This is a genomic window from Streptomyces sp. CNP082, from assembly GCF_059570535.1.
Window position 1 is genome coordinate 24,829 of sequence record NZ_JCANSZ010000071.1, and the last position, 6,130, is coordinate 30,958.

7 protein-coding genes are annotated in these 6,130 nt (G+C 74.2%); 5 read left to right on the plus strand and 2 right to left on the minus strand.

Annotated features, from left to right (window positions below; all coding sequences use genetic code 11):
• Positions 1–94: 94 nt before the first annotated feature.
• The 3 genes from B124_RS33325 to B124_RS33335 all read left to right on the plus strand — a co-directional run bounded on the left by B124_RS33325 (position 95) and on the right by B124_RS33335 (position 2,923).
• Positions 95–1,156 (plus strand): ABC transporter ATP-binding protein, encoded by a 1,062-nt coding sequence (locus B124_RS33325; RefSeq protein WP_496506760.1) that lies wholly within the window; start codon positions 95–97, stop codon positions 1,154–1,156.
• Positions 1,153–2,163: an ABC transporter permease gene (locus tag B124_RS33330; protein WP_496506752.1), complete on the plus strand. Its 1,011-nt coding sequence runs from the start codon at positions 1,153–1,155 to the stop codon at positions 2,161–2,163. The genes B124_RS33325 and B124_RS33330 overlap by 4 nt, the downstream gene beginning before the upstream one ends.
• A gap of 76 nt (positions 2,164–2,239) precedes the next feature.
• Complete coding sequence (locus tag B124_RS33335) at positions 2,240–2,923, plus strand: hypothetical protein (RefSeq protein WP_496506753.1); 684 nt, start codon at positions 2,240–2,242, stop codon at positions 2,921–2,923.
• Between the two features lie 75 nt (positions 2,924–2,998).
• Here B124_RS33335 and B124_RS33340 read toward each other — a convergent pair whose 3' ends face one another.
• Positions 2,999–4,261, minus strand: a complete 1,263-nt coding sequence (locus B124_RS33340; RefSeq protein ID WP_496506754.1) for an NYN domain-containing protein — start codon at positions 4,259–4,261, stop codon at positions 2,999–3,001.
• Between the two features lie 237 nt (positions 4,262–4,498).
• Here B124_RS33340 and B124_RS33345 point away from each other — a divergent pair, with 237 nt between their 5' ends.
• Both B124_RS33345 and B124_RS33350 read left to right on the plus strand, forming a co-directional pair.
• Positions 4,499–4,687 (plus strand): hypothetical protein, encoded by a 189-nt coding sequence (locus tag B124_RS33345; RefSeq protein WP_496506755.1) that lies wholly within the window; start codon positions 4,499–4,501, stop codon positions 4,685–4,687.
• Positions 4,688–4,693: 6 nt separating this feature from the next.
• Entirely contained in the window at positions 4,694–4,882 is a 189-nt protein-coding gene (locus B124_RS33350; protein ID WP_496506756.1) for a hypothetical protein, read from the plus strand.
• Positions 4,883–4,972: 90 nt separating this feature from the next.
• On the opposite strand, the gene B124_RS33355 is transcribed toward B124_RS33350, so the two are convergent.
• Positions 4,973–6,130, minus strand: a 1,158-nt coding sequence (locus B124_RS33355; protein ID WP_496506757.1) for a helix-hairpin-helix domain-containing protein, incomplete at its 5' end; no start/stop codon positions are given.

Genomic DNA, 6,130 nt, shown 5'->3' on the forward strand with positions numbered 1-6,130 from the left:
CGTACCCTCGTAGTTCGTGAGTACGCGCAGCGAAGCGGCGGGTCCTGCCGCGGCCGGGGGGACCGCCTCCCCGCCGGGCGCGGTGGTCTGTGCCGTGCGCGAACTCGTGAAGACCTATCCGGCACCCCGCGAGAAGCGGCTGCGGCGCCGGGCCGGCCGCCAGGGCACGAAGCCGCCCCCGCACCCCGCGGCGTCCGCTCCCGCCGCCTCGTCCGCTCCGTCCACGGCGCCCGCCGGCCGCGCCGCCCACGCCGGTCCCGTACGGGCCTGTGACGGCGTCGGCCTCGACATCCACGCCGGCGAGATCTTCGGCCTCCTCGGCCCCAACGGTGCCGGCAAGTCCACGCTCGTACGCCAGCTCACGGGCCTGCTGCGGCCCGACTCCGGCAGCATCGAGCTCTTCGGCCACGACCTCGTACGCCGCCCCGAGCTGGCCGCGCGGCTGCTGGCGTACCTCGGCCAGGAGTCCACCGCGCTCGACGACCTGACGGTGGCGCTGGCCGCCGAGACCACCGCCCGGCTGCGCGGCCTGCCCGCGGTCGCGGCGCGCGCCGAGCGCGACGCGGTCCTCGGCGAACTCGGCCTCGACCGCCTCGCCGACCGCCCGCTGCGCCGCCTCTCCGGCGGCGAGCGGCGGCTGGCATGCGTCGCGGCGGCGCTGGTCGGCGAGCGCCCGCTGCTGGTGCTGGACGAGCCGACCACCGCCATGGACCCGGTGGCCCGCCGCGCGGTGTGGACGGCGATCGACCGGCGCCGGGCCGAGCGCGGCACGACGGTGCTGCTCGTCACGCACAACGTCATCGAGGCCGAGACCGTCCTCGACCGGGTCGCGGTGCTCGACCGCGGCCGGGTCATCGCCTGCGACTCCCCCGCCGGGCTGAAGGCCGTGGTGGGCGGGGAGGTCCGGGTGGATCTGGTCTGGCGCGACGAGCCGCCGCTGGACGTGCCGCAGATCGCACGGCTGGCCCGCACCGCCCACCGCACGGGCCGGCGCTGGACGCTGCGGCTGCCCCAGGACGCGGCGCGCGCCGCGGTCGCGGCGGTCACGGGCGGGCCGGCCTTCGCCGCACTGGACGACTTCACGCTGACGACGCCGAGCCTGGAGGACGTGTACCTGGCCCTCGGCGGGCGGGACGAGGGACTGGTGAAGGGATGACGGACGGACATCTCGGCCTCGCGCAGGCCCCGCCCGACGGCTCCGGGCCGGCGGCGACGGAACCGGCGGCGCCAGGGTCCGCGGCGCCGGGATCCGCGGCGCCGGGATCCGCGGCGCCGGGAGACGTCCCCGCGAACGGGACCGCACGGGGGACTCTCCCGCCGGACGGTGCGGCCGACAGGGCGGACAGAGCCGACAGGGCCGCCGGCGGCACCGGCAGCGGCTCCGCCCGGCGCGCCGCCGCCGCGCTCGCGCCCCGCGTGCCGCTCTTCCCCGCTCTCGCCGCCGTCTACCGCGCCCAGCTCTCCCGCGCCCGGGTGGCCCGGCTGCCGCTGCTGTTCGTCGCCACCTTCCAGTCCATCGGGATCATGGTCCTGATGCGCGGCGTGGTCGACGCCGAGGCCCGCAGCTCCGAGGCCCACGCCGTGGTCGCCGGGTCGACGGTGCTCATCGTGGCGTTCGTGGCGCTGAACCTGCTCGCCCAGTACTTCGGCCAGTTGCGCGCAACCGGCGGCCTCGACCACTACGCGACGCTCCCGGTGCCGCCGGCCGCGGTGGTGCTCGGCGCGGCCGGCGCGTACGCCTCGTTCACCGTGCCCGGCACGGTCGTCACGGCCGTGACGGGCAGCCTCCTCTTCGAGCTGCCGCTGACGCACCTGTGGATCCTGGCGGCCGTCGTACCGCTGTCCGGCGCCGCGCTGGCCGGGCTCGGGGCGGTGCTCGGGCTGCTGGCGCCGCGGCCGGAGCTGGCGACGCTCTGCGGCCAGCTCGGCATGTCGGCGGCGCTGCTGCTCGGGGTGCTGCCGGCGGAGCGGATGCCGGGGCCGGTGTCCTTCGCCCGCGACCTGCTGCCGTCCACGTACGGCGTGGAGGCGCTGATGGCGACGTTCGCGCCGGCCCCCGACTGGCTCGCGGTCCTCGCCGACCTGGGGGTTTGCGCCGGCGTCGGGGTGCTCGCGCTGGCGGCGGCGACGTGGGCGTACCGCAAGGCGGCGCTGCGCTCGTGAGCGCCGGCGGTCACGGCGACATTCCGAACGGCCTCCTGGCTACGGCAGGCGGTCCCCTCCCTGGCACGATGACGGGGTGACCGCTCCCCTGACACCGCACGAGCAGCCGCCGCACGACCAGCCGGCCCACAACTCCTGGCACTACCCGTCCCCCGCCGGCGAGACGCCGGGCGGCAGGCGTACCCGGAAGTCCGAGGGCGACGACGACACCGACCTCAGCACGGAGCTGTGGCACGCGTTGGTGCTCATGGTGGGCGTGGCGGCGCTGGGCCTGCTGATGGGCTTCCTGTGGGAGCAGCTCGCGCCGCGCGTGCCGCTGCTGGTGCGCGACGGCGGCACCTGGCTGAAGGAGAGCGAGAGCGAGGACGCCATCTCCATCGACGGCACGTTCGTGCTGCTGGGGCTGGCCTTCGGCGCGGTGACGGCGCTGGCGGTGTTCCTGTGGCGGCGGCGCGGCGGGCTGCCGCTGGTGCTGGGGCTGGCGCTGGGCTCGCTGATCGGGGCGGTGGTGGCCTGGCGGTTCGGCATCGTGCTGGGCCCGTCGCAGGACACGGCGCAGCAGGCCAGGGAGGTCGGCGACGGCGGCGTCTTCGACGCGCCGCTGGAGCTGAAGGCCAAGGGCGCGCTGCTGGCGTGGCCGGGGGCGGCGATGGCCGTGCACCTGGTGCTGACCGGGCTGTTCGGGCCGCGCGACCCCGAGCCGCAGGTGCCCCCGCCGCCCACGGGCGGCTGGCAGGGCTGGGGCTCGCCGACCCGCTGAGGCGGGCGGCGGCCCGGCACGTACGAGACGGACCCGCGAGGGTGCGTACGGCGCCCCTCGGCCAGGTCCGCAGCTTTATGCCTCCGGCTCCGCCGCCTGCGCGTGCTCGGTGGCCGAGCTGACGTCCACCTCGCGCCAGAACCCGGCCCGGATCGCGTACCGGTCGCGCTCGTCGATCTGGTCGTCCTTGTGCGCCAGCAGCCCGAAGCGGGCGGCGTAGCGCAGCAGCTCGCCGTCGATGCGGTGCGGGATACGCGGGTACTGGCCGGCCAGCAGCCGCAGCTTCGCCTGGTCCGCCAGCCGCTCCATCCAGCGCCGGGCGAAGACCTGCCCCACCTCGAACGGGTCGCCGCCGATGACGGTGATGTCCTCCTCGCGGTCCGCCCAGCGCTGCTCCGCCGTGGTGAGCTGGGCGAGCGTGGGCAGCCCGGCGATGTCCGGCGGCTCCGCGCCCGGCCGCTCCACCCAGCCGCGATCCGACGACCAGCGCAGGGTGGCGCTGCCCACGGGCTGCCCCTGGCGGCCTTCGGGCACGGCGGGGCGGCCCAGGCTCGCGAGGTCCTTCGGCGTGGGTACGCCGCCCTTGCCGCCGGGGACGTCTTCGTCGTCGGCTACGGCGTCGGGCGCCCGGTCCGCGTCGTGGCGGCGCTCGGTGACCGGGGCGGTGGCCTGCGTGGTGCCGTTGGCGACGGTCTGCTTGCCGGCGACGGAGGTCTCCGAGGGCGGCGCGGAGAGGATCGCGGCGATCTCGGGCCGCGGCACGGGGCTGGGGGCGCAGATGCCGGTCAGGTCCTTGGCCTGCATGGCGCGGGTGATCCAGGCCCGGTCGAGCAGGCGCCGCTCGTCGGCCTCGGCGACCAGGTCCTCGGACTGGTTGTAGTCGCCGTCGGCGGCCTGGACCGCCCACAGGTGCACGGCGACGCCGTGCTCTTTCGCGGACATCATCCCCGGCAGCAGGTCGCCGTCGCCGGTGACGAGGACGACGTCGGCGCAGGCGCGGTTGCGGGCCAGCTCGGTCAGCTCCGCGTGCATCGCGGCGTCGACACCCTTCTGCGCCCAGCGGCCGTCGCTGCGGGTGAGCGCACCGAGGCGGACGGTGACGCGGGGCATCACGCGCAGCCTGCGGTGTTCGGGCTGCGGTACGCGGTCGGGGGCGCCGTCGAACCAGTAGATACGCAGCAGCCGCTGTGCGGTGTCGGCCTCGGCCTGCTCCCGCAGCCCCTGGATGAGCGCGGGGTGGTCGACGGTGATCCGGGAGCGGGCGGGTTCCCCGGCGAGCAGGCTCGCAGCGGCGCCCAGCAGGTAGCCGGCGTCCACCAGGACGACGCAGCGGTCCACGATTCACCCTCTTCTCAGCCGGTTCCGGGCCCGTGCCGCGGAGTTCACGTCGGGTTGCCTTCGAGTCTGCCCCACTGAGGGGTGGTTAACAGCAGGGCATCGATCATCGGCGTGGCGGACACCGATGCCCGGCCATGAACAGTGCGTACTACGCACGGTAATTATCCGACATGCGAGGCATCTCAGGCCGTGCGAAGGTGATCTCCGCGGGGGGACCGCGCCTGCAAAGGATCAGTGATGGGTAAGCGCAAGAACCGCGAGAAGAAGCAGCAACAGCATTCCCACCGGGACAAGTACGCGGGGTCGCCGGCGGGCATACCGAACCGCGGCCGGCCGCAGTCCTTCGACCAGCCCCCGCCGGACGACACCCGGGCCGACACGCCGGCGGGCGACGCCGGACAGCGCCCCCGGCTCGGGGAGCGGTGAAGCCCCATGAGCCGTAAGCAAAGGAACCGCCAGAACGAACGCGCCGCCGTCCCGCGGGAGGAACGCGGCACGGAGACCGAGTCCGTCGCGCCCGTGGGCGGGCCGCCGCCCGACCAGGTCAGCGAGGCCGTGAACCCCGGCTCCGGGAGCCACAAGACGCAGAAGCACAAGCAGAAGCGCTTCGGTCACAACTGAGCGCGCCCCGCCGGGCGCGACCCCCGCGAGCGCGCCCGCGTACGCCGGCGTGGCCGCCGGGCCGGGGCCCGGCCCGGGGCCACGCGGCCGTCAGCCCGCCAGACAGGACGGCCCGAGCAGTGCCTTGAGGTCACCGAAGAGCGCCGGATCGGACGACACCCGGTGGCGGTCGAGGCGGAGCACCGTGGTGGTGCGGGAGCCCTGGAGCTTCACGCGCACCTCCGTGCCGCCGCGGTGCTGCGACAGCACCTCCCCCAGCTTCTCCACCAGCGGCGGAGTGACCTTGACCGTCGGGATCGTGATCGTCACCGGCGCGTTCGCGGACACCTCGGACAGGTCGGGGACGGCGAGTTCCATGGCGACCAGCCGGGGTACGTCCTCGCGCTTGTCGAGGCGGCCCTTGACGAAGACGATGGCGTCCTCGACGAGTTGGGTGGAGACCAACTGGTAGGTGGCCGGAAAGAACATGCAGTCGATGGAGCCGCCGAGGTCCTCGACGGTGGCGATGGCCCAGGCGTTGCCCTGCTTGGTCATCTTGCGCTGCAGCCCGGAGATGATGCCGCCGATGGTGACGATCGCGCCGTCGGCGTGCTCGCCGCCGTTGAGTGCGGCGATCGCGGCGTCGGCCTTGTCACCCAGCACGTGCTCGATGCCGAACAGCGGATGGTCGGACACGTACAGACCGAGCATCTCCCGCTCCTGGGCGAGCAGATACGACTTCTCCCACTCCTCGTCCGCGAACTGCACGTCAAGACCGAAGCCCGGCTCGTCCGCCGCGCCCTCGTCCCCCATGCCGCCGAAGAGATCGAACTGCCCCTCGGCCTCCTTCCGCTTGACCGACACCACGTTGTCGATCATCGGCTCGTACTGGGCGGTGAGGCCCTTGCGGCTGTGGCCGAGGGCGTCGAAGGCGCCCGCCTTGATCAGCGATTCGACGGTGCGCTTGTTGCAGACGACGGCGTCGACCTTGTCGAGGAAGTCGGGGAACGACGCGTAGCGCCCCTTGGCCTTGCGGTTGCGAACGATCGACTCCACGACGTTCTGCCCGACGTTGCGGACGGCGGTCAGGCCGAACACGATCGTGTCATCACCGCGGGGGGTGAAGTTCGCGTCGGACTCGTTGACGTCCGGGGGGAGCACCTTGATGCCCATCTTCCGGCACTCGTTGAGATAGATCGCGGACTTGTCCTTGTCGTCGCGCACGGACGTCAGCAGCGCGGCCATGTACTCGGCCGGATAGTTCGCCTT

Bases quoted from the DNA above. Each gene is read 5' to 3' on its own strand.
- B124_RS33350 (WP_496506756.1), top strand. From the start codon at position 4,694: ATGAGCCGTAAGCAAAGGAACCGCCAGAACGAACGCGCCGCCGTCCCG.
- B124_RS33330 (WP_496506752.1), top strand. From the start codon at position 1,153: ATGACGGACGGACATCTCGGCCTCGCGCAGGCCCCGCCCGACGGCTCC.
- B124_RS33345 (WP_496506755.1), top strand. From the start codon at position 4,499: ATGGGTAAGCGCAAGAACCGCGAGAAGAAGCAGCAACAGCATTCCCAC.